This is a genomic window from Photobacterium rosenbergii (genome assembly GCF_003026455.1).
GTDB classification, from domain to species: domain Bacteria; phylum Pseudomonadota; class Gammaproteobacteria; order Enterobacterales; family Vibrionaceae; genus Photobacterium; species Photobacterium rosenbergii.
Genome location: NZ_PYMB01000022.1, coordinates 16,369 through 36,443 on the forward strand (window position 1 = coordinate 16,369; position 20,075 = coordinate 36,443).

The following is a 20,075-nucleotide window of genomic DNA, read 5'->3' on the forward strand; positions in this document are numbered from 1 at the left end:
CAAATAATGAGAATAACAATACTTGTCTTGGCGGCGCTATATTGCTACGAAGGTGCAGCCACACAAACAAACACTTTCGCTCAGCAAAATAATAGTTTCAGTTTTGTCACTCCTGCCGGTTTCAAAGAACTGCTCGGCCATACAGCCACACCTACTGAATTGCTTTATTTAAATAAAACCATTGACGAGGGTGAGATTGTTTTATCCAAAAGTGGTACAAAGCACTACCACTCGGATGGGCAAGAGCTTGAGCTCAACAAGTCATACAGCTGTGCCTCAAGCGCGCTCATCCGCGACATCATTGACAGTGAAAGCCTCTGCAGGGCATTGAGCTTTACGCTAAAAGAAAAGTACGAAGACAAGGTACTGCTTGTATATCTTCAACCTAACGATATATCCGTCCCAGCACTGAACCAACATTTCGGTATTGAAGCTGATAGCAGCATAGGCTCTCTGGAGCGGGAACACATAGGTCGCAGCACGGTGAATACGGTAAGCGGAAGCGTACGATACAACGCCAACTTCACGGAAGGTGACAATTCCAACGGCTCCCTATCACTGTTCGGGCAGATTTCTTATGCTGAATACCTCATTGAAGCCGAACCGAACTTCGACCATTACAACGGGGACAATTCGCTCAACGTCGGTAAGTTACTGGGTTCAAGAACCTATGCCGGTATAAAACATGAGCTAGGATTCAAGTCCTCTGGTCAGAACAACCTGTACAACTCGAGTATCGGGGTCATCCCCAGCCGCAACATGGTGGGCGGCTGGTACTCGTCAACCAGCGAAACATTCAGGAACAAACAGCAAGGAACGGGATCCCCCCTGCAAGTGTTCATGCCATTTACCGGCATGGTTGAGGTTTACCGCAGCAACCGCCTGCTCTACATCACACGCGCAGAGGCTGGGATGGCACAAATTCCGGTCTCTGATTTTCCGATCGGTGTCTATGACGTGTCAATTATTCGCCGGTCTTTAAGTGGCGAGGAACTAGAGGCCATTACAGATACGGTCAGCAACTCGCTAACCGACAATGGTTTTACACTAGCACTGGGGATGATGAACTCGAGACACCATCAACTTGATGTACTGGATGGAGAATACGATGATCTGGCAGCAGGTTTCGCCTACCAGTCCAAAATCAGTGACTTCACTACCGGTTCGTTCTCGATACTGAACATAGGTACAAACCAATATTTCCAGTCGACGATCAATTACCAGCCAGCTTTTCCTCTGGGCGTCAAACTATCAACCGAACTCGATATCCAATCAAAAGACTGGGGGATAAACTTACAGGCAAACTACAGCGGTACACTGCTGGACAAGATGGTAAACAGCAACTTCAGCTACCGCTTTAGCGATCTGCTCGGTGCCGAGAGCCATTCGTACTTCTTGAACGTATCTCTAATGCCGAACCAGCGTTATTCCAAGCTGTTCATGCTCAATGCATATACGTCAAAGGCGAGTGCGCCGCAATACAGTAGTGACTACAACGAGTTGAGTATCGAGAACCAGAATGCCGTCAGCGTATTCGGCGTACCAGCGAACTTGAGTACCTCACTGGGGACCTCATCGACCGATGACCTGCTAGCCACGATGTCAATCAATTTTACCCTAGGAGCCCGACGGGACTACTCACTGAGCACCAACTTCATCTATACCGGGCAGAGCGAGTCTTCCTATGGCGAAGTCATCATGTCAAGGCAGCTGCCGGAGGAAAGCAAGCTGAGCCAGTTGACCTTCACTGCCGGAGGGGGAGAGGAGTTCGCACGGCTCGGTGTCGATGGTAATTTCAGGTTCGACAGTGCCAATGCATATCTGGGCAGCTTTGTGTACCGAGATTCCCAGCAAGGAAACTATAACAGCAATCAATATGGAAGGGTCAGTGGCAACATGTACTTTTCAGGAACCCATTATGCCTTCGACCGTAACAGGGCCAGCTCTGGGGTTATCGTCAATATGGACACCCAGCCAGGAAGCAATATCGAGGTGCGCGCGGATGTCAGCGGGGGGAATTCCGTCAAGCTTAGGGATAGCAACACTCTGGTGACCGTACCCATTTTCACCGAAAGCAGTATGTACATAAATTCATCGAATGCCGTCATCGATGACTATAGTCACGAATTCGTGCTTTACAAAGGCAACTATGCGTTTCTTTCCATCGACCCGAGACAGACGTTTGAAGCCGCTGGTTACATCGACTTCAGTGACTTAGGCAGCGACAGCGTTACATTGAAGAACCACGAGTCCAAGATCACCGTCAGCAACCACGAATCTACCATCGATGTGCTCGGTACCGTCAATGAGGAATATTTCCAGCTGACAGTATCACGCCAGTACCCGGTGATAGAGCTGCTCGACAGCCAGGGCCGCGCAATCTGTACCGTCAATCTTGACGACAGCCTGATATTCAGCAACAGCCAGGATTTCGTGTATTTGGGCAAAATAGGGTGCCACAATGGGTAAAGCAAAAATGAATACAATGATCCGAATTTTAGCCACTGCAAGCTGCTTGGCTTTCTGGTCCGGGCTGGTACAGGGTGCTCAATATACTATACCTATTAGCCTGCTCTACTACACCCCAGGAGCTACAAGCAACTATGTCTTTCCAAGGTCGGGAGTAGCAAATTCAGCTCTTTGCTCTGAAAATAAACCTTATGCCAACCAATATCTCTTAAATGGTAAATCACAAGGTATACACTCTCACACGTTGAACATACGGATTGGACAGCCAGCGGTTGTGACCCTGTATGAAAGTAAGGGAAAAGGCACAGCACAATTAAAAATATCACCATTGGGTGTGAGAAAAACAGCAAGTTTGGGTTGGGTTGGCCCCCTTAAATCGAGCGACACCTGTGCTAGCCTTAATTTATCCTGGGATTTCTTTGTAGAAAAAAGTATCAATAGCAATAGCACGTTAGAAGAGACGCCGTACCTTAACACAAACCCGACATTCTATTACACTTTGGCATTTGAGTTGCTTGACGCTAACAATGTCCCTCCAGGGATTTACTATACGAGGGGTGGATACCAGTTCAAAAGTAGCGAACTTGCAATGAGCCAAGGCACCACTCAATCCTCGATGGTCTCACCATACATCCCAACCCTCAGCTTGGTTGTCGGCCATGTGTTTAAGATTGATATGCCCTATACCTCGGTGTCACTGATGCAATCTTATGGGAATGATGATATTTTCACCGGAAAAGTCCGTTTCCGAGCACAAAGTAATGAGCGCTATAGTATCACCATGACATGTAGCAGTCCGAGCTCTGCTACCTCTGGTGGGGACTGCAACTTTGCCGGTACCCAGATGGAACTGGCAACTCAGGCACGGTTCCCCAAGCAAGGAAGGACTTTTGACTTGCGACATAATATCCCTACCTATATCGATGGTGCAGATTTTACCGACAGCCTTTATGAATACCCAGGGTATATTGACTTCACTTTATCTGGAGTCAGTCAACACGGCGAAACGGGCAAGACCTATTTTGATACTGTAAACCTCACCTTCGAGGCCGATTTCTAAGGCTCCCCCACAGCAAAGAAGAAAGCTTCCCCTGACTTATCCATAGGTTCAAAGCGCGACGAGAATAACTGCTGATTACAAAAGGAGAAATACAAGCAGTGTTCTCCAGCGCTTTTAGATAATGGACCAGTCTTCACAGCGGCATAAATCAGCTCACAAAAATACAACAAAAAAACAGCATTTCATGGTAATTGAACAATTTAACCTCATAATAAGAGTAGATTTTTCATTCTATTCGCTGACACCTAAACCAAAAGGTAGCAACTATGACGTGGCAAGTTTCTGAACTGATCCCACTTCTCAGTGAGCACGAAGGCTGGGAAGTAGAACAAAACGACCAAACTCTGGTCCTGCGCAACGAAGACAATATCGAAGCCTTCTTGGCCGTTTCTGGCGAGCAAATTCTGGTAGAGGTGCTGCTATTCCCGGCAGAGCAGGTCAACGACATTGACTCGCTCAACAACGACATCTTGCGCACCCACAAGATGTTCCCGCTATCGACTATCGGCATCAATGAGATTGCCGGCAACGACTACTATGTTGCGTTCGGTTCGTTGTCTTCCCAGTCAAAAGCAGAAAGCATTGTAATTGAGGTTGCGACGCTGTTCCGCAATGTCGAAGCCTTCATCGAGCTATACCAAGATCACCTCAAGGAGGTTGCGTAATGAGTGTCTGGAAGAAACTGTTCACCGCGATCAAAGGCGGTGTGAACGAAACCGCCGAGTCGGTTGCCGACAACCAAGCTCTACGTATCCTCGATCAGGAGATCCGTGAAGCCAAACAAGAGCTACGCCGTTCTGACGAAGCCTTGGTCAGCATCGTTGCCAAGCGCAAGATGTCACAGCAGAAAGTCGATGGCTTCCAGCAGGGAATCGAAGAGTACGAGGGCCATGCCCGGGGGGCGATGGAGAAAGGCCAGCAAGATCTTGCCCTTGAATGCGCACAAAAGGTCGCTGAGCTACGCAACGAGCAGCAGGCAGAACAAACCTACCTCGACCAGTTTATTGCCTCTGAGCAAAAGATGCGTACCAATATCAGCCAAGCCAAAGACAAACTTCGCCAGTTAGAGCAGCAAGTGGATGTGGTCAAGGCCAACGAAGCGGTGCAAAAAGCCCAGTCTGCGGTATCGGCAACCAATGTTGGTGCCAATGCCAAGATGCACACGGCGGTCGAGTCACTTGAGCGTATCAAGCAGCGTCAGGCCGAAAAGTCGGCACAGCTTGAAGCTGCTGCCGAAATGGCAGAAGAGCAATCGGGCAGTAGCCTCGACAAAAAACTGGCCGACGCGGGGATAACTGCAGGCAAGCAGTCTTCTGCAGAAGATGAACTAAAGCGTATCTTGGGCCAGTAACCGCAGTTTTATAAGGAGGTTGTATGTCATTGTGGCTAGTATTCCGGCGCTGGGCAGCTCAGCATTTCCATGCGCTAAGTGGCAGAAACCTCCTCCTGTTAGTGATTGGCTATACCGTTGTCAGTTATATCTTGCTCTTTGCTGTAGGTGAGTCCGCACTCATACAAAGCCCAACCGACTTCTTGTATTACCTGGTGGTCAGTGCCTCTACAGTAGGTTACGGCGATATGTCGCCATCAACCGTAGCCGGAAAATGGGTCGTTATGCTGTTTGTGATCCCTGGCGGTTTGGGACTATTTGCCTTAGCGGTTGGTCGAGTCGCAAGTGTCTTTATTGATTACTGGAAACAGGGATTGTTAGGCCGGAGGAAAGTATCGGTGGAAAACCACATTCTGGTGCTAGGGTGGAACGAGCAGCGTACCCTGCACTTGATAAAAATGCTGCAATACGAAGAAAAAGGCCACCGAGCCATCGTACTGTGTGTCCGCCCGGACATTGAAAACCCGTTGCCGGGCGACATTGAATTCGTCCGCACGCCAAGCTTTACCGACAGCCAATCAATGGCAAGGGCGGGTGTCGAAACTGCAAGCTGTATTGTTATCGACAACAGTGAAGATGACGTGACACTCTCTGCAGCCTTGTTCTGTGCCAACCAAAACCCCAACGCCCATATCTTGGCTTACTTCAACGATGAGTCATTGAGTGATCTGCTCAAGCATCACTGCCCTAATGTGGAATGTATTCCGTCGGTAGCGGTCGAGATGCTGGCAAAAGCTGCTATCGACCCTGGTTCAAGCGAGCTTCACCACGAGCTACTTAGCACCCACAAAGGGATGACCCAGTACGCAGTACAATTCCCAACAGACTCGAAGCCAAGCAAGGTTGCGCCGCTTTTCAACGGCTTCAAGCAGCAATATGAAGCTATCCTTATTGCCATCGATACAGGCAAAGGCGTGGAATTAAACCCACCACTTGAGCGTGACGTCCCGCCCGGTGCCAAGCTGTTTTATATTGCCGACGAACGTGTAGATCAAATTGACTGGTCAAAGTGCACCTAGCAAGCATCAAGGTATCAACTCACAACACCAAACAACACCAAACAACACGGGAGTGTTTATGTTTGACTGGTTCAAGAAGAAACAACCACAGGCCGCTCCCCCGAGCAGCCCTGAAATTTTGGGTTTAAGGCTAGGTGGCGCTTTCGAGCTTGATGATCTGAAGCTGCGGTTAATAGAGCCAGACCTGATTATCGAGGGGGCCTCACGCACCCAACTCATCAAAGCGGTCGGTGAAGTTCACCTCGACGAGCAAACCCGCCTGCTGCGCTATTACACCGACGATGATGGCTTTATCCAGGTATTAACCCACGGCACAACCGAAGCCGATGTCAGCGAAGTCAAACTCTATTACTTTTACGAATCGCGCCCTATAGATACCCAGAGCCAGTGGCAGCATTTGCTCGATCATGAAATCGTCAAACCGAGTTGGGAGCTAGAAGGCTTTCAGTTCGACAAAGTCTGGGAAAACTCCCGTCCCGTTGCCATGACAGAAAAAACCTGGCTAGAAAATGGCACCATCAGTGAAACCGATCAGTTTGTGATGATTTACGAGCGCAATACCGGTAATGAACAATTCGAGTCTCTGCTTGTGGCTGGTGAGGAGAAAATCTACCACAACCAAGCCGAGCGCTGCGTCGCTATCAGTACCGGCTTTGATTTATCACCCACAGATTTCAAGCTAATAGGCTAACATTCAATTGTTTAGACAAAGAATAGGATTAACATGGAAGTACTTACTAACTCACTTGCCGGCCTAGGCGCATTTCTTCTTTACTTTGCCCTGTCACTGGCATTCTTGCTGGTATTCAAGTTCGTCTACGTCCGCTTTACCCCACATGATGAGTGGAAACTGGTTAAAGAAGATCAGAACATCGCAGCAGCTATCGGGCTATCTGGCTCTATCATAGGTTACTGTCTCGCTATCGCCGGTGCAGCCAGCAACTCGGTTAACCTCATTGATTTCGCGTTATGGGGGATTGTTGCCCTGTTCGCCCAGTTGATTGCCTTTGCTATTTTGCGTTTCGGCTTCATGCCAAAAATCGTCGAGCGTATCGAAGCGGGCGAGATCCCTGCCGGTATCGTCATGGCGGCCACCTCGGTGTCTGTTGGCCTGCTCAATGCCGCCTGTATGACATACTAAGGGGGACGCCATGAAACGCAGTAAACATGTCGTTCTCGCCAGTATGAAAAAGAACTGGCGCCCGATCTCAATTGGCTCAATGGCTGCTCCCATGACCGCAGTTTTTGCAACAGCTGTGCTCTCCGGTTGCAGCGACAGCAACGAAGATGCAGTTATCTATGAATCGCTCAATGATTGTGTGGATGACAACCCGAACTACACCGAAGAGTGCAAAGCCGCGTACCAATTTGCCTTGCAGGAAGCGTCCCGCACTGCGCCAAAGTACAACTCCCGCTATGATTGCGAGGCAGAGTTCGGTACCAATGCCTGTATGCAGCCGCAAGGAAATAACTGGTTTATGCCTGCTATGGCGGGGTTCATGTTTGCAAGAATGTTAGACAGGGATCGCGGTGGCTATTATTCACAGCCAATGTTCCGTTCCTACTACCCCGGCAGTATTTTTTACGACCGCTGGACCACTGCCGACGGCTATGACTACGGCCGAAGCGGTTACAAGAACACTAAGGTACGGGTAGGCAAAGATCAGATGAAACCTAAACCCACCGTCAGTCGCACGATTTCTCGCGGTGGTTTTGGTTCAACGGTATCAGCAAAATCAGGTTGGAGCAGCAGCCGCTCTTCGAGTGGAAGCAAAGGGTGGGGAGGCTAAGCAGCCTATCTCTCATCACAACATCACTTTTTGAAAAGAAGCCAATCAATACTCATCAAAAAGTGAAATACGATCTGATCGACCAGTTCGCCTCCCGCGTAGTTAACATTGACAAGTTCATATCTCGTCAATTTGTTCCTTTCATTACAACCTGCACATCCTTGTTGCAGGTTTTTTTTGTCTAGACGTTGTTCTTATAATCCTATGGTGCAGGCTGTTCACCATCATCAGCCTTCGCTTCAGCAGCTTTCTCTTCTAGAGCCTTAAGCTGTCCTTCCACAGTATTCGGGAAAAATGGATCGTGATAAATCGGATTACTAAGGAATCCCTCATCCGTCAAAGCTTCCATGAAGGCCACTAGCGCTTCCTTTTCTTCCTGACTCAAATTCATTCTTATTGGTCGGCCACCAACCTGTCCATTACTAGTCAGATCAGGGCTTAATATACGATGGCGTTGGATGCCACTGTTGTAAAACTCAACCACATCCATCAGGGTGGCAAACCGTCCATCGTGCATGTAAGGTGCACCTACGCCAATGTTGCGTAGTGAGGGCGATTTGAAAAAGCCATTACCAGCCCCTTGATCGCTACTGGTATCCGCATCCAAACCATTCACGTGAGCCTGATCCATAGAATGGGCACTCGTTTGGTGACAAGCAATACACCCGAGTGAATCCCTCTCTGTGCCTGGGAAGCCTGAAAATAACCTCAGCCCAAGCATTTCCTTCTCGTCAAACACCGCTTCAAAATCCGGCTCATCCCATTCACCCGCATTGAAAGCCTGATCGTATTTTGATTCATAGGAAACCATAGTACGGATAAACTGGGCTAAGGCTCTAGAAATCCTATCACTGGTGATCGCCTCATCACCAAATGCTTCATTAAACAAATCGGCGTAGAAGCTCGTTGCCGCCATTTTTACTTCCAGATCGAACAGGTTCATCCCCATTTCGATAGGGTCCTGAATTGGCATCAGCACTTGTTCCTCAAGGGTATCGGCTCGCTCATCCCAAAAAAACTTGCCATTCCGGTAGTAAGTAGCATTGGTCAAACTCATGGAATGACGGCCGGTCTTGCCACCATCGAAACCATCACTAAAGACTTTGGGATCGGTAAAACCATTTTCTTGAATATGACAAGACGCACAGGACACGGAATTGTTCGCCGAAAGACGGACATCGTAAAAAATAACCCGCCCTAGGTTCGCCCCCGCATTGGAAACCTTGTTATCGAATGGGGTGTTATTCTGCGAGTCAACATTACCAAACGGCGAAGTAATTCGGGTGTAATACTTCGGCTGTGCCGTTAAGTATGCTTCGTAGTCATGAGTCGCCGATAAATCAGGTAACGGCAGACCATCGATGTCCAGTTTAGCTTCCGGAGGGGGCGGCGGCGGTGGTTCGTTAACCGCTCCATCATCCCCGCCTGAAGGCGGATTTACAGGGTTATCGCCTTCTGATGATCCTTCCGTAGGAGAATCTTCAGATGGTGGTGTCTCTGCAGGGCCTTGGACTACCTCGGTCCCATCAGTCCCCGCAGAACTTGACCCTAATGAACCCTCATCATCAGAATCTTCACGACAAGCAGTGACCGTCGCAATCAATGCAACAGCCAATAAGTAACGGGAGGTATTCATATAACACTCCAACCTAGCCAAATGATTTATTTTTTATGGGCAGCTTCTTTTTTATTTTTTGACTGCCGTTGTTTGTGAAAATGGATATTCCATTCACATCAATTAACTAAAAGCCTAACGCCCTTGAAAGTTCTTGTTTCTAACACGTGAGAAAAAACCAATGGCAGCAGTAAGTTAGTGACACACCCCGACTTACTTAGATCAATTAAACGCCATAATTAAATGCAGTTTCAGCAAATAAATACAATCAATAAAAGCTGCTTTATACCCTCAGATAAGAAGTTAGCTGTAAGGTATATACAAACTCAGATAAGTAAAATTAAATTAAAAATAATTTGCGAATGGTTCTCATATAAAGCTGTGATATACGCATGCGCGTGTCTGTATCAGCCCCAAAAAGGTAGAATTCTCATTTCACCACACACTGTCAATTTGACATTATAATTGTCATTTTAACAACTTCACACGTTGTCATAATGACTATCACTTTTCACCTAAACCCCTGAATTGCATGAAAAACACACACGCAAACCTTTGCGTTTGCGTTTTTAAAAGTTGGCACGGCTGATGCAATACCCTGAGCAGATTTATACATATCAGAATCATCAAGGTAAAAGTCGTTATGAACATTCAAGTTAAAAACAATGTTAAGTGGGTTGGTATCAAAGACTGGGAAACAGAATACTTCCACGGTACTGAGTACAAGATGGGTCGTGGTACTTCTTACAACAGTTACCTAATCCAAGAAGAAAAGACTGTTCTAATCGACACTGTAGATCATAAGTTCGATGAGCAATTTATTGCTAACCTAGAACAAGAAATTGATCTCAACCAAATTGATTACATCATCACTCAACACGCTGAGCATGACCACGCTGGCGCGCTCTCTACGCTAATGGCGAAGATTCCAAACACACCTATCTACTGTACTGAAGCCGGCGTTAACAGCATCATTGGTCATCACCACCAGCCAGACTGGGATTTCCGTGTCGTTAAGACTGGTGACACACTGGATATTGGTAACGGCAAGGCGCTTGTCTTTGTAGAAATGAAGATGCTGCACTGGCCTGACTCTATGGCTACCTATATGACTGGCGATAACATCCTATTCTCAAACGATGCATTCGGTCAGCACTACTGTGATGAACACCTCTTCAATGATGAGATGAACCAAACTGAGCTATTTGACGAATGCCAGCGTTACTTCTCAAACATCCTGACTCCATTCGCGCCGCTGGTTAAGGCAAAAATCGAAGAGGTGCTAGCACTTGGTGTGCCAATCGACATCATTGCCACCTCCCACGGTTGTATCTGGCGTGAAAACGCAACACAAATCGTAGAGAAATACTACGAGTGGTCACAAGCTTATAAAGAAGATCACATCACCATCGTTTATGACAGCATGAGTGGTAACACGCGAATGATGGCAGATGCTGTTGCTAAGGGTATTCGTAGTGAAAGCCCTAACACCGCCATTAAGATCTACAACGTATCTCGCAGCGATAAAAACGTAGTTCTAGCTAGCATATTCCGTTCTAAAGGTGTGTTAGTGGGTAGTTCAACCATGAACAACGTTATGATGCCGAAAGTAGCAGCCCTGCTTGAGGAAGTGCACGGCCTTCGCTTTAAAGAGAAAGCTGCTGCTGCGTTTGGTTCATCTGGCTGGACGGGTGGTGCAGTTAAACGTATTGATGCCCGCCTTCATGAAGCCGGTTTTAACGTGGAGGAGCCACTTCACCTGCACTGGAAGCCCGACACGAACGGCATTGAAACCTGCGTAGAATATGGTGTGGCCCTCGCTAAAGCCTGGAACGACCAGAATGTTGTCGCTGCAGACATGGGTGAGAAACCTCAAGATGCGGAAGTCGTTACTAGCCAAACCGTTGAAGAACCGCAACCTAAAGCAGCTACTGTTGCAGAACCTGCACCCGTAGAGATTAAAGAAGAAGCCAAGGAGGGCGAATACGGTGATGACTGTACTTGCTTTCTCTGCACCGTCTGCAATTGGATCTATGATCCGAAACTTGGTGAACCGAATCAAAATGTAGCTCCTGGTACACCATGGCAAGATGTTCCTGATTGGTTCCTATGTCCTGAGTGCGGTATCGGTAAAGAAGTCTTTGTGGAGGTTAAGTAATGGCCTACCCTATTATCATCATCGGGAGCGGCTTTGCCGCTCTACAGACAGTCAAGATGCTACGTCGTACTGGCTGCACTGAGAGCATTGAACTCTTCACAGCGGGTGATGGATGTGAATACAGCAAGCCTGATTTAAGCCATGTATTCAGCAAAGATCAGTGGCCTGAAGAGTTGGCTTCTAGCACTGCCAGTGAGTTGGAAGAAGAGCATGGTATCAAGGTTCACACCAATACTTATGTGCAAAATATTAACCATGAAGCGCACACCATTAAGGCCAATGACCAGTTCTACACTTACTCGAAGCTCGTTATTGCCACAGGATCAAGTGCATTCGTTCCATCTATCAAAGGCATCGACAATAACATCATTGCGACCCTAAATAGCCTTGAAGAATTCAAAGCAAACAAGCCAAAGCTAGACGAGGCAGATCATGTCTCCGTTATCGGCGGCGGCCTTATTGGCGTTGAGCTTGCATTGGATCTCGCGAAGGTCGGTAAGAAAGTAACCATTATTGAGCCATCATCTCATCTATTATCTTCTTTGATTCCTGATTTCGTAGCGGCAGAACTACAGAAATCATTGTCAGAGTTTGACATTAAGGTATTCACGAACAGCCTGGTAGAAAAAGCACTGAGTAACGGCAACGGTACAATGCTATTCACCAACCAAGACGTTGGTGTTTATAGTGACGTCGTTCTTAGCGCGGCTGGCGTTCGCCCTAATATCTCACTGGCTACAGAGTCAGGGATTGCAACAAATCAGGGGATTGTCGTTAATGAAGAGATGAAGACTAGTGCTCCAGATGTATTCGCTATTGGGGATTGTGCCGAGATTAACGGGCGTGTTTTAGCATTCCTTCAACCGGCGGTTATGTCTGCTAGTGTCATTGCTAACCAGATAGGTGGTGGCTCATCCACTCTTCGCCTGCCAAACATGTTGGTGAAGGTAAAGACACCCGAATATCCAATTCAGCTAGCTGGTAACTCTGTGCAAGGAACTGCTAAATGGACTGCTGATATTCAAGTTGGTGGAATGCTCGTTAAGAGTTACGACAAGGAAGATACGCTTACTGGTTTTATCTGTACGGGTGACCAAGCAAGTCAAGCTTTCCCTATGCTGAGAGAGCTAAATACTGCAGCCAACTAGGTATGTAAAGACTACCTGTACCCTAGCCAGCCTTAATAGGCTGGCTTTTTTTATCCCTTGCAGCCCTACCTTGACACTTTCGAATAGCTTGTATACTCACCTATAGACAACACTAGCCATGCAAAGTGGTCCCCGTATTGCTGTAAAACAAATAGCAAAGAAAGAGGCGATATTAGCCTCTTGCTACACCCTCAAATAAATCTAATTATTCCAACGCCTTACTTCCAACATCACCTGCTTATTGGGTTTTGAACAAAATTATTTCGATAAAATTAGAAATAACTAATTGACACCGTCCTGCTTCAAGCCTATATTTCGACACATATCGAAATAAACGAGCAAATGAGGCCGTAACCATGAGTCCTGAATTCGTTAACATGTTTAAAGAAGCTGCAGGTATGTTCCTATTCCTGGCAGCAGAACTAACCGTTCTATTTTTAGTGATTAGCTACCTAGTCGGTGTCCTGCAAGAGTTCCTGACACCGGAGAAGATCCAGTCGATCTTGAGCTCGCGCAACGGCAAAGGCTACTTCATCGCTGCGCTGCTTGGTTCTATCACGCCATTCTGTTCGTGCTCGACCATTCCTTTCCTAAAAGGTCTGCTCCGTGCCCGTGCCGGTTTTGGTCCAATGATGGTGTTCTTGTTCGCTAGCCCACTGCTTAACCCAGTGATCATTGGTTTGTTTGTCGTCACCTTCGGCGTCCAAGTGGCTGTGTTCTACTTCGCCGTCGCGTTGGCTGTATCTGTCATTGCCGGTTATGTGCTAGAGAAATTGGGCTTCGAGCGCTATGTCCGTGAAGAGGCATACCAAGTGGCTGAAAGTGGTTCTAGCTGTGGTACTTCTTGTAGCGACTCTGCATCTAACAAAGCACCTAAAGCAGCGTCAACTTGCGGTAGCAAACCTGAGCCTGTAGCGACTTCATGCTGTAGCGCAGCACCAAAGCCAGAGCCAGTTGCCAGCTCATGCTGTGGCAGCAAAGAAGAGGTAGAAGTAGAAATCAGCGGTTGTGGTGAAGCCGTAATGACTGTGAAAGAAGAAAGCCGCTGGGTACGTATCTGGCACTCAACCTGGAAAGACTTCAAGCAAGTACTTCCTTACCTGATGCTAGGTATTTTGATTGGCTCTTTCATCTACGGTTTTATTCCGACTGACTTGATTGCCAAGTACGCGGGCGAAGGTATGTGGTATGCGATCCCAGTAGCAGCAGTAATTGGTATTCCGCTCTACATCCGTGCTGAAGCTGTGATCCCATTAAGTGCCGCACTGGTTAAAAAAGGCATGGCGATGGGTTCGGTGATGGCCCTGATCATCGGTAGTGCAGGTGCAAGCTTGACTGAAGTTATCTTGCTCAAGTCTATCTTCAAAAACCAGATGATTGCCGCCTTCCTAGCCGTCATCCTAGGCATGGCGATTGGCGCAGGCTACATGTACACCTACCTGTTTGGGTAAGCGGATCTTTTAGGTAATCCAGACAGCGTGCAACAAAAAGCCGACCTCAAAAGGGTCGGCTTTTCTCATTCTAAGGCCACTAAGACAAATCAACATCCTTCGAGCCAAACATCCAGGTCAGGATAAATCCGGCAAGGTAGGACACCGCCAAGCCCGCCGCATATACCGCCATCCCGGCAAAGATACCCACATTCGAGGTCATCAGCGGCAAAGCCACCACGCCCGAAGGACCAAAGACCGTATTTAGGCCCACAGGCAAACCAAGGTAAGCAACCAACCCAACAAAGAAGCCACCGACAGCACCACCCAAGCAAGCGGTCACGAATGGTTTAACACGCGGCAAGGTGACACCATAAATCAATGGCTCGCCGATACCAAGGATGCCTGGAACGATGGAGCCCTTGACCTGGGTGCGCAGCATAGAGTCTTTCTTGGCACGCATATACAAGGCAAACGCCGCACCGACTTGGCCACCACCGGCCATTGCAAGGATAGGGAACAGTGAATTGAAGCCTTGCACATCCATCAGGGCAAAATATACCGGTACAAAGCCCTGGTGAATACCGAACATCACAGACAACAAGAACAACCCGGCCAAAATCGCACTGCCGATCGGGTTGCCGTTGAGGTTGACAAACAACCACGACATGCCGCTAAACAGCACGCCGCCGAGCGGCATGATGATAACGAATGTTACCGCGCCCATGATCAACAGGGTCACAGCAGAAGTCAGGATCATATCGAGGTTATCCGGCATGAATTTTCGTACCTGACGCTCAACGCTGGCCCCGAGGATTGCCGCAATCAATACCCCGATAATGTTACCGCGAGGGTCAATCGCCATGCCGAAAAAGTTATCCATACCCGAATAAATGCCAGCGGCCGCTTCCGGGTCATAACCCAGAACGAACAGCGAAGCGATAATGGCACCGTTCACCCCGGAGCCACCAAATGCCTGCTGGGCATTGTAACCAATCAAGATACTCAGGAAGGCAAACATGCCCTTACTGAACACCTTCATATAACTGGTAAACTCGACAAGTTGGGCATTGGGCGCTTCGTTACCCAGGATAAAGACTTGCTCGAGCAGGGTAGCAAAGCCCAGCAATAAGCCCACGGCAATAAAGCCGGGGATCAAGGGGGTGAAGATGGTGGCAAACTTTGACAGAAAACGCTGGATGGCGCTGGTCTGTTTTTCTTTCATCTGCTTTTTGTTGGCCGAAGCGATGTCTTTGAGCGACCCGGTATCGGTACTGGCGGCAGAGACACTGCCAAGCATCGCATTCATCATTTCAGCTGCAGTTTGCGCCTTACCGGGACCTAGGATAATTTGCAGTTGGCTGTCGCTTTCGACCACGCCCATCACACCGGCGATACGCTTGATTTCATCGTGGTCGGCCAGCATCTCGTCATGCAAAGCCAGACGCAGTCGGGTCATACAGTTGCCGCAGCGGGCAACGTTGTTCTGACCGCCGATTGCCGACAGGATGCTGTCTATCATCCCAGAGGTAATTTTTGCCATCATTCGTTCCTTGTCATTACTGTGCGTTATTAATTGCTCTGCGGGTAAATCCATTACTAGACCCAAGTAGTTCATGGGCCTCTAGTGCAGAAACGCCAGCGAGGATCATGACAATGGCCGTTTTACAGTGGCCTTTTGCCGCATCCAGCGCCTCGACAGCCTCTTCACGGCTGCATTCTGTCGCTTCCATTACAATCTTCTTCTGCCGCTCCACCAGTTTGGCATTGGTCGCCTCAACATCGACCATCAAGTTGCCATACACCTTGCCGGTGCGGATCATCGCCCCGGTTGTCAGCATGTTCAGTACCAGTTTCTGTGCCGTGCCGGCTTTCATCCGCGATGAACCCGTAACGACTTCGGGGCCAACAATCGGTGTAATCGCAATATCGGCCTCATCGACCATAGGGGCATTGGGGTTGCAGCAAATACAGCCCACAGTTGCCCCGACCGATTTAGCGTACTGCATGGCCCCCATGACATAAGGCGTTCGGCCGCTTGCGGCAATACCCACCAGCACATCCTTCGGACCAAAGTTCAGATCAACCAGATCCTGCTGGCCAAGCTCGACATTATCTTCAGCATTCTCGACCGCTTTCAAAATCGCTTTGTGACCACCGGCAATCAGGCCAACAACCTGTTCGGCAGGAGTGCCATAGGTTGGCGGGCACTCACTGGCATCCAAAATACCCAAACGGCCCGATGTCCCTGCCCCGGTGTAAATCAAACGACCGCCCTGCTCGAACGCCAAGACGATGGCATCAACCATTTTGGCAACCTGCGGCAAGGTCTCCTCCACCGCGAGCGCGACTTTTTTATCTTCCCCGTTGATCACTTCCAGCATCTCGAAGGTGCTCAGCTCATCAATACTTGCACTGACTGGGTTGCGGCTTTCCGTAATTAGGGTGTTTAAGTTAATAGTCATGGTGTTCTCCCAAAATCAATGCGGAGATAATATTGAATAAAGTATTCTTAATTTGTTACCAATATCACAGAATAATCTATTCCATACCTCGACAAAAATGAGAATACATTGACACACCCTAACAAGCACCCTTACACAAACCATTGATCAGTAAGAAATAAAATAAGTTAAAGTTAAGAATATACAGGTTGAATTTGGAATAATAACAAAACAGCCAAAGTGGAATACTTTATTCCAATAGGGGAAAATACACCGAGCAGAACAACAACAGCTCATCAAAATGATCGGCTAAGGAACAACCATGGCGATAATTGCAAAAATCTCCAATCAATTTGACCGCTTGTCCAACAATGAACAGAAGATTGCGCAGGTGATCCTTGACGCCCCAGAGAGTGTCGTCGGCCTATCGTCCTCGGCATTTGCCGAACAGGCCAGTGTCAGCCAGTCCAGCATCATCAAACTGGCCCAGAAGCTTGGATTCAAAGGGTTTCCAGCCCTCAAACAAGCCCTGAACGAAGAATTGACTCGCAAAAAGGTGCTCGAAGTATCAGGTACCCTACATGGTGATATCCAGCAAAATGACACCGCTAAGGTGATGGCGCAGAAGCTATCGCAAAGTAAGCTCTCTGCCATTGTAGAAACCACCAATGCCTTGGACTACGAAAATCTGGATCAGGCAGTAACAGTGCTCAATAAGGCCAACAAGGTGCACCTTGTCGGACTGGGTGGCTCAGCCATCGTCATGAAAGATCTGTCCTACAAACTGATGAAGATCGGCATCACTGCGTTATGTGAACTGGACAGCCATGTTCAAATCACCATTGCCCAAACCCTCAATGCCAATGATGCCATGGTGGTGTGTTCATTTACCGGTAACCGGAAAGAGGTCGTCATTGCGGCAGAAATTGCCAAACAACGGGGCGCTACACTCATCGCCATCACAGGACTCAATGACAGCCCTATCCGGCGCATGGCTGATATCCAGCTCGATACCATTGCCGATGAAACACAGGCAAGAACCTCGGCGATATACTCCCGGACAGCGCAAAACTGTATTACTGATTTGCTATTTATGGCATTAATCCAAACCCGCAATGAAGAGGCCATCGCGCTGATTGATTCAGCGAGCAACGCCATTAGTCAACTTTGAATCTGGGGACAGCACCGCAGCCTAACACTTAACCTATGTCGCCAATGGAAATACCTGTTGTCAAAATGGCAACTCGTTAGCCAGCCGGATCACCACTACACTTCTCGCGACACAACAAAGAGGTATTTATGATCCGGTTTCTTCTGTGCAGTTTTGCACTTGTTCTGCTTTATCCAACCGCTATTGACTTGTATCTGGTCGGCTTGCCGCAAATTGCCAGCGACCTCGGCGCCACCGAATCACAGCTCCATATTGCTTTTTCGGTCTATCTTGCAGGCATGGCCACAACTATGTTCTTTGCAGGTAAGCTATCTGATTCCATCGGCCGTAAACCAGTTGCCATTACCGGCGCTATCATCTTCATTTTTGCTTCGCTGCTGGGCGGCCAGGCTGAAAGCAGCAACATTTTCTTGATAGCCCGTTTCGCCCAGGGGGTTGGCGCCGGCTCTTGCTACGTCGTCGCCTTTGCTATTTTGCGCGATACGCTCGATGACCAACGCCGGGCCAAGGTACTGTCAATGCTCAATGGCATCACCTGCATAGTGCCTGTGATTGCCCCAGTGATCGGCCACCTGATCATGCTCAAGTTCCCATGGCCAAGCCTGTTCAGCACCATGGCTGGGATGGGTGTCGTGGTATGCCTTTTATCAACTCTTGTACTTAAAGAAAGCAATGCGAACCGTCGTAGCAAAAAAGGTATAGAGGGTCCTGACCCACAGCAGTCCAGCGATGCCACGCTTGATTCTACCGAGCCTTTCCTTGAGCGTTTTTTCATAAGCCGAGTTGTCATCACCTCAATTGGGGTGACGACTATCCTGACTTATGTGAATGTTTCGCCAATGCTGGTGATGGACGTGATGGGCTTTGATCGTGGCGGCTACTCAACCACCATGGCGCTGACCGCGTTGGTCAGTATGCTCACCTCATTCTCTGCCCCCTTCCTGTTGGGTGTGTTCAAGCAGCGTAGTTTGATGCTGTTTTCACAAGGGCTTTTTGCCACTGCGGCAGTCGTCCTGTTGGCTTCGGGATTGGGTCTCTTGAACCAAATGGCTAACTTGGTTGGATTTGGCCTTATCTGTGCCGGTTTCTCTATCGGCTTTGGTGTCACCATGAGCCAAGCACTGAGCCCATTTTCCCTGCGTGCAGGGATGGCCAGCTCCATTCTTGGTATTGCCCAAGTCTGTGCCTCGGCCTTTTATATCTGGCTGATGGGCCTGCTGGGCGTCTCGGCACTCAATATGCTGATTATCATCCTGGCTTTAGGTGGTGTTATATCTACAGCTCTAATATTATTGGTAGCACAGCCTTCGATGCCAACCTCTTGTAAAGCCAATGAAGAAATCACTAGCACGCCTTGATCTCAACTTGCTCTTCACCCTGCAGCTCTTGCTACAGGAGCAGAGCGTCACCAAGGCCGCCAAGAAGCTAAATGTGACCCCACCGACGGTGAGCAAATCCCTCAACAAGCTGAGGGAGTGGTTTGACGATCCCTTGTTCGTCAAAACCCCGCAGGGGCTAAAGCCGACACCGTTGGCACTCAGCATGGCACACGATCTCTCCGACTGGCTGCAAATTGGCAGCCAGCTATTGGCCAAGCGCGGTGATGAGACGCCAAAAGGCGTGCACTTCAATCTCACCATGGAATCACCGCTGCTGCTGATCATGTTCAACGAGCTATCGCAGCAGATCTACCAGCGTTATCCGGATGCCAAAGTGAAGGTAAGCAACTGGGACTACGATTCACTGGAAGCCATTACCCGTGGCGAGGCAGATATCGGATTTACCGGCCGGGAGAGCCATCCTCGTTCGAAGGAGTCATTGGATTTACTGCCTTATTTCATCGATTTTGAAGTGCTGTTTTCCGATCTGCCTCAGATCTACCTGCGAAAAGATCACCCGGCGCTGCAAGAAGAATGGAATATGGAAGCCTTCCTCAAATACCCGCATATCAATATCGTGTGGGAGAAGAGCGAGAGCTGGGCATTGGATGAAGTGCTGGCAGAGCAAGGACTCACCCGCCATGTTGCCCTGACGATGGCAAGCTTCGAGCAATCGCTGTTTATGGCTGCCCAACCTGGCCATCAAATGATCACCACAGCTCCGGAGTACTGCCAGCGCTATTGCCAGCAGATGCACACCGATTTGGTTTCTCTGCCGATCCCGCTGGAGCAGCCGCAGCTAGATTCACTGCTAATTCCATTCACTATGATTTGGCACAAGCGCAACGGCCAAAACCCCAAAATTGCTTGGCTGAAAGAGACCATCAAAGCCTTGTATAGCAACCAGTAAAACTCGCGGTAAAGACTTGCAAAGTTAGTTTGTTGACACTATCAACAAATAGCGGTAGCGTGAATAAATATTCAAGCATAAGGATGTGCCCA

The 20,075-nt window shown here is 48.6% G+C and carries 17 protein-coding genes; 14 read left to right on the plus strand and 3 right to left on the minus strand.

Annotated elements, in window-relative coordinates; translation table 11 throughout:
- The first annotated feature begins 6 nt into the window (after nt 1–6).
- From C9J01_RS24085 to C9J01_RS24120, 8 genes are all read left to right on the plus strand, one after another.
- A complete protein-coding gene (locus tag C9J01_RS24085; protein WP_158264595.1) occupies nt 7–2,469 on the plus strand; it encodes a TcfC E-set like domain-containing protein in 2,463 nt (820 codons plus the stop codon).
- Nucleotides 2,462–3,529, plus strand: coding sequence for a hypothetical protein (locus C9J01_RS24090; protein WP_107300665.1), 1,068 nt, complete (start codon nt 2,462–2,464; stop codon nt 3,527–3,529). The genes C9J01_RS24085 and C9J01_RS24090 overlap by 8 nt, the downstream gene beginning before the upstream one ends.
- A 266-nt stretch (nt 3,530–3,795) precedes the next feature.
- A complete protein-coding gene (locus C9J01_RS24095) occupies nt 3,796–4,194 on the plus strand; it encodes a DUF2170 family protein (RefSeq protein ID WP_107300666.1) in 399 nt (132 codons plus the stop codon).
- A complete protein-coding gene (locus tag C9J01_RS24100; protein WP_107300667.1) occupies nt 4,194–4,880 on the plus strand; it encodes a PspA/IM30 family protein in 687 nt (228 codons plus the stop codon). Before C9J01_RS24095 ends, C9J01_RS24100 begins: the two co-directional genes overlap by 1 nt.
- A 23-nt stretch (nt 4,881–4,903) precedes the next feature.
- Nucleotides 4,904–5,938: a potassium channel family protein gene (locus tag C9J01_RS24105; protein ID WP_107300668.1), complete on the plus strand. Its 1,035-nt coding sequence runs from the start codon at nt 4,904–4,906 to the stop codon at nt 5,936–5,938.
- Nucleotides 5,939–5,996: 58 nt separating this feature from the next.
- Complete coding sequence (locus C9J01_RS24110) at nt 5,997–6,629, plus strand: YjfK family protein (protein ID WP_107300669.1); 633 nt, start codon at nt 5,997–5,999, stop codon at nt 6,627–6,629.
- A gap of 33 nt (nt 6,630–6,662) precedes the next feature.
- The gene (locus tag C9J01_RS24115) at nt 6,663–7,079 is read left to right on the plus strand and encodes a DUF350 domain-containing protein (RefSeq protein ID WP_107300670.1); all 417 of its coding nucleotides are present in this window, start codon (nt 6,663–6,665) and stop codon (nt 7,077–7,079) included.
- A 10-nt stretch (nt 7,080–7,089) separates the two neighbouring features.
- Nucleotides 7,090–7,728 carry a DUF1190 family protein gene (locus tag C9J01_RS24120; RefSeq protein ID WP_107300671.1) on the plus strand — a complete coding sequence of 213 codons (639 nt, stop codon included), beginning with the start codon at nt 7,090–7,092 and terminating at the stop codon, nt 7,726–7,728.
- Between the two features lie 202 nt (nt 7,729–7,930).
- Here C9J01_RS24120 and C9J01_RS24125 read toward each other — a convergent pair whose 3' ends face one another.
- A complete protein-coding gene (locus C9J01_RS24125) occupies nt 7,931–9,364 on the minus strand; it encodes a cytochrome-c peroxidase (protein ID WP_107300672.1) in 1,434 nt (477 codons plus the stop codon).
- A 622-nt stretch (nt 9,365–9,986) separates the two neighbouring features.
- On the opposite strand from C9J01_RS24125, the gene norV reads away from it, so the two are divergent.
- From norV to C9J01_RS24140, 3 genes are all read left to right on the plus strand, one after another.
- Complete coding sequence (gene norV, locus C9J01_RS24130; RefSeq protein WP_107300673.1) at nt 9,987–11,501, plus strand: anaerobic nitric oxide reductase flavorubredoxin; 1,515 nt, start codon at nt 9,987–9,989, stop codon at nt 11,499–11,501.
- Nucleotides 11,501–12,649, plus strand: coding sequence for an NADH:flavorubredoxin reductase NorW (gene norW / locus C9J01_RS24135; RefSeq protein WP_107300674.1), 1,149 nt, complete (start codon nt 11,501–11,503; stop codon nt 12,647–12,649). The genes norV and norW overlap by 1 nt, the downstream gene beginning before the upstream one ends.
- A gap of 356 nt (nt 12,650–13,005) precedes the next feature.
- Nucleotides 13,006–14,100, plus strand: coding sequence for a permease (locus C9J01_RS24140; RefSeq protein ID WP_107300675.1), 1,095 nt, complete (start codon nt 13,006–13,008; stop codon nt 14,098–14,100).
- A 79-nt stretch (nt 14,101–14,179) separates the two neighbouring features.
- Here the strand turns inward: C9J01_RS24140 and murP are convergent, their stop codons facing one another.
- Both murP and murQ read right to left on the minus strand, forming a co-directional pair.
- Nucleotides 14,180–15,622, minus strand: a complete 1,443-nt coding sequence (gene murP, locus C9J01_RS24145) for a PTS N-acetylmuramic acid transporter subunit IIBC (protein ID WP_107300676.1) — start codon at nt 15,620–15,622, stop codon at nt 14,180–14,182.
- 16 nt (nt 15,623–15,638) lie between these two features.
- Complete coding sequence (gene murQ / locus C9J01_RS24150; RefSeq protein WP_107300677.1) at nt 15,639–16,544, minus strand: N-acetylmuramic acid 6-phosphate etherase; 906 nt, start codon at nt 16,542–16,544, stop codon at nt 15,639–15,641.
- 301 nt (nt 16,545–16,845) lie between these two features.
- Between murQ and C9J01_RS24155 the strand changes: the two genes are divergently transcribed.
- From C9J01_RS24155 to yidZ, 3 genes are all read left to right on the plus strand, one after another.
- Nucleotides 16,846–17,694 carry an SIS domain-containing protein gene (locus tag C9J01_RS24155; protein ID WP_107300678.1) on the plus strand — a complete coding sequence of 283 codons (849 nt, stop codon included), beginning with the start codon at nt 16,846–16,848 and terminating at the stop codon, nt 17,692–17,694.
- 128 nt (nt 17,695–17,822) lie between these two features.
- Nucleotides 17,823–19,052, plus strand: a complete 1,230-nt coding sequence (locus C9J01_RS24160; RefSeq protein ID WP_107300679.1) for an MFS transporter — start codon at nt 17,823–17,825, stop codon at nt 19,050–19,052.
- Complete coding sequence (yidZ, locus tag C9J01_RS24165) at nt 19,027–19,983, plus strand: HTH-type transcriptional regulator YidZ (RefSeq protein ID WP_107300680.1); 957 nt, start codon at nt 19,027–19,029, stop codon at nt 19,981–19,983. Before C9J01_RS24160 ends, yidZ begins: the two co-directional genes overlap by 26 nt.
- Nucleotides 19,984–20,075: the final 92 nt, after the last annotated feature.

Coding starts and splice junctions, on each gene's coding strand:
- C9J01_RS24155 (WP_107300678.1), top strand. CDS start 16,846: ATGGCGATAATTGCAAAAATCTCCAATCAATTTGACCGCTTGTCCAAC.
- C9J01_RS24090 (WP_107300665.1), top strand. CDS start 2,462: ATGGGTAAAGCAAAAATGAATACAATGATCCGAATTTTAGCCACTGCA.
- C9J01_RS24110 (WP_107300669.1), top strand. CDS start 5,997: ATGTTTGACTGGTTCAAGAAGAAACAACCACAGGCCGCTCCCCCGAGC.
- yidZ (WP_107300680.1), top strand. CDS start 19,027: ATGAAGAAATCACTAGCACGCCTTGATCTCAACTTGCTCTTCACCCTG.
- C9J01_RS24120 (WP_107300671.1), top strand. CDS start 7,090: ATGAAACGCAGTAAACATGTCGTTCTCGCCAGTATGAAAAAGAACTGG.
- murQ (WP_107300677.1), bottom strand. CDS start 16,544: ATGACTATTAACTTAAACACCCTAATTACGGAAAGCCGCAACCCAGTC.
- C9J01_RS24085 (WP_158264595.1), top strand. CDS start 7: ATGAGAATAACAATACTTGTCTTGGCGGCGCTATATTGCTACGAAGGT.
- C9J01_RS24160 (WP_107300679.1), top strand. CDS start 17,823: ATGATCCGGTTTCTTCTGTGCAGTTTTGCACTTGTTCTGCTTTATCCA.
- C9J01_RS24105 (WP_107300668.1), top strand. CDS start 4,904: ATGTCATTGTGGCTAGTATTCCGGCGCTGGGCAGCTCAGCATTTCCAT.
- norW (WP_107300674.1), top strand. CDS start 11,501: ATGGCCTACCCTATTATCATCATCGGGAGCGGCTTTGCCGCTCTACAG.
- C9J01_RS24115 (WP_107300670.1), top strand. CDS start 6,663: ATGGAAGTACTTACTAACTCACTTGCCGGCCTAGGCGCATTTCTTCTT.
- C9J01_RS24095 (WP_107300666.1), top strand. CDS start 3,796: ATGACGTGGCAAGTTTCTGAACTGATCCCACTTCTCAGTGAGCACGAA.
- C9J01_RS24125 (WP_107300672.1), bottom strand. CDS start 9,364: ATGAATACCTCCCGTTACTTATTGGCTGTTGCATTGATTGCGACGGTC.
- C9J01_RS24100 (WP_107300667.1), top strand. CDS start 4,194: ATGAGTGTCTGGAAGAAACTGTTCACCGCGATCAAAGGCGGTGTGAAC.
- C9J01_RS24140 (WP_107300675.1), top strand. CDS start 13,006: ATGAGTCCTGAATTCGTTAACATGTTTAAAGAAGCTGCAGGTATGTTC.
- murP (WP_107300676.1), bottom strand. CDS start 15,622: ATGGCAAAAATTACCTCTGGGATGATAGACAGCATCCTGTCGGCAATC.
- norV (WP_107300673.1), top strand. CDS start 9,987: ATGAACATTCAAGTTAAAAACAATGTTAAGTGGGTTGGTATCAAAGAC.